Annotated in this window: 1 protein-coding gene; it reads left to right on the top strand. The window is 60.6% G+C overall.

Annotation, left to right across the window (positions count from 1 at the left end; all coding sequences use genetic code 11):
* Positions 1-383: 383 nt before the first annotated feature.
* On the top strand, positions 384-1,634 hold the full coding sequence (locus ACNQOP_RS20475) for an IS256 family transposase (RefSeq protein WP_416405570.1): 1,251 nt from the start codon (positions 384-386) through the stop codon (positions 1,632-1,634).
* The last annotated feature ends 185 nt before the right edge of the window (positions 1,635-1,819 follow it).

The raw sequence follows: 1,819 nt of genomic DNA, 5'->3' as shown, positions 1-1,819 counted from the left end.
CACAGGAACGCTAAAAAGCGAACCATTTTTCAGGCTGTTATCAAGGGGGTTCGGCCTCCGCGGCGTCCAGCACCAGGCTGTCTCACTCGCGGCGACTCAGAAGACATTACACGCCCACACGCCCCCACACAAATCACCCCCACCACCACAACAAACCCTTACAAACACAGGCCAAAACCCCCCAAACCACCCCCCAACCACCAAAAACAACCACAAAACCGCAGGCGTGAACCCCGTCACAACACCCACCCACCCCACCACCCAACGCCAAACACCCAACCCCAACCCACCGCCGTCGAACACCCCCAACCGGGACTGTCGGAATAACGGTGGATCCGGGGTTGGCCTGACACGCCGGGTTTGCCTGGCGGGGAGGACTGATCATGAGCGAGACCATGGGTCCCATGGCGACTGAGGTGGATCAGCATGAGTTTGCGCAGCAGCTCCTGTCCCATGCCAAGGAACAGGGGTTGGAGCTTGTTGGCCCGGGAGGGCTGTTGAACAAGCTGACCAAGAACGTCTTGGAAACCGCTTTGGAAGCGGAAATGGACGAGCATCTGGGATACGGGAAGCACGAGGTTGCCGGGCGTGGGAGCGGGAACTCCCGCAACGGGACGCGCTCGAAGACCGTGCTGACCGAGATCGGGCCGGTGGAGATCGACGTGCCCAGGGACACTGGGGCCACGTTCGAACCCCAAACGGTGAAGAAGCGACAACGCCGTCTGACCGGCGTGGACGAAATCGTGTTGTCCTTAAGTGCGAAGGGACTCACGACCGGGGAGATCTCAGCGCACTTCGCTGATGTTTTCGGGGCGAAGGTTTCCAAGGACACCATCTCCAGGATCACCGAGAAAGTCGTCGCGGAGATGACCGAGTGGCAGAACCGTCCCCTGGACCGGGTGCTGCCGGCGATGTTTATCGACGCGATCCACGTCAAGGTCCGTGACGGGCAGGTCAGCAACCGGCCCATATATGTGGCCATCGGGGTCACCATCAATGGTGAACGGGACGTCTTGGGGCTGTGGGCCGGTGATGGCGGGGAGGGAGCGAAGTTCTGGCTCTCGGTGCTGACCGAGATCAAGAACCGGGGCGTGGAAGACGTCTGCATCACGGTCTGCGATGGTCTTAAAGGCCTGCCCGACGCGATCAATACCGTCTGGCCCCGGGCCGTGGTCCAGACCTGCATCGTGCATCTGGTCCGGAACACTTTCCGGTATGCCTCTCGGAAAAGCTGGACCGAAATGGCCCGCGACCTTCGTCCGGTCTACACGTCACCATCGGAAACGGCTGCGAAGGAACGCCTCGAGGAGTTCACCGCTAAATGGGGCCGGCAATACCCGGCCATCACCCGGCTCTGGCACAACGCCTGGAGTGAGTTTGTGCCCTTCCTGGATTATGACGTGGAAATCCGGAAAGTCATCTGCAGCACCAACGCCATCGAATCCCTCAACGCCCGCTACCGTCGAGCAGTCAGGGCACGAGGACACTTCCCGACCATCCCGGCTGCCCTCAAATGTCTCTACCTGGCCACCAGGGCCCTGGACCCCACCGGCCGAAGCAGAGCACGATGGATAGCACGATGGAAACCGGCACTAAACGCCTTCGCCATCACTTTCGAAGGCAGAATCACATAACGCCAACGCCCGAATCCACCGTTAAACGGACACTCCCCCCAACCAGCCGAACATGAAAGAGCGTCGGTCTGAAACCGGCCGAACATGAAGGAGCGTCAACACCAAACAGGCGGAACGTGAGAGAGCGTCGGTCTGAAACAGGCGGAACATGAGAGAGCGTCCACCCGAAACGAAGGCCACGGGGC

Origin of the sequence: Arthrobacter sp. LFS091 (assembly GCF_047977885.1) — a bacterium.
In the GTDB taxonomy this organism is placed as follows: domain Bacteria; phylum Actinomycetota; class Actinomycetes; order Actinomycetales; family Micrococcaceae; genus Arthrobacter.
This window is presented reverse-complemented; position numbering and strand designations above follow the sequence as displayed.

Bases quoted from the DNA above. Each gene is read 5' to 3' on its own strand.
- ACNQOP_RS20475 (WP_416405570.1), top strand. From the start codon at position 384: ATGAGCGAGACCATGGGTCCCATGGCGACTGAGGTGGATCAGCATGAG.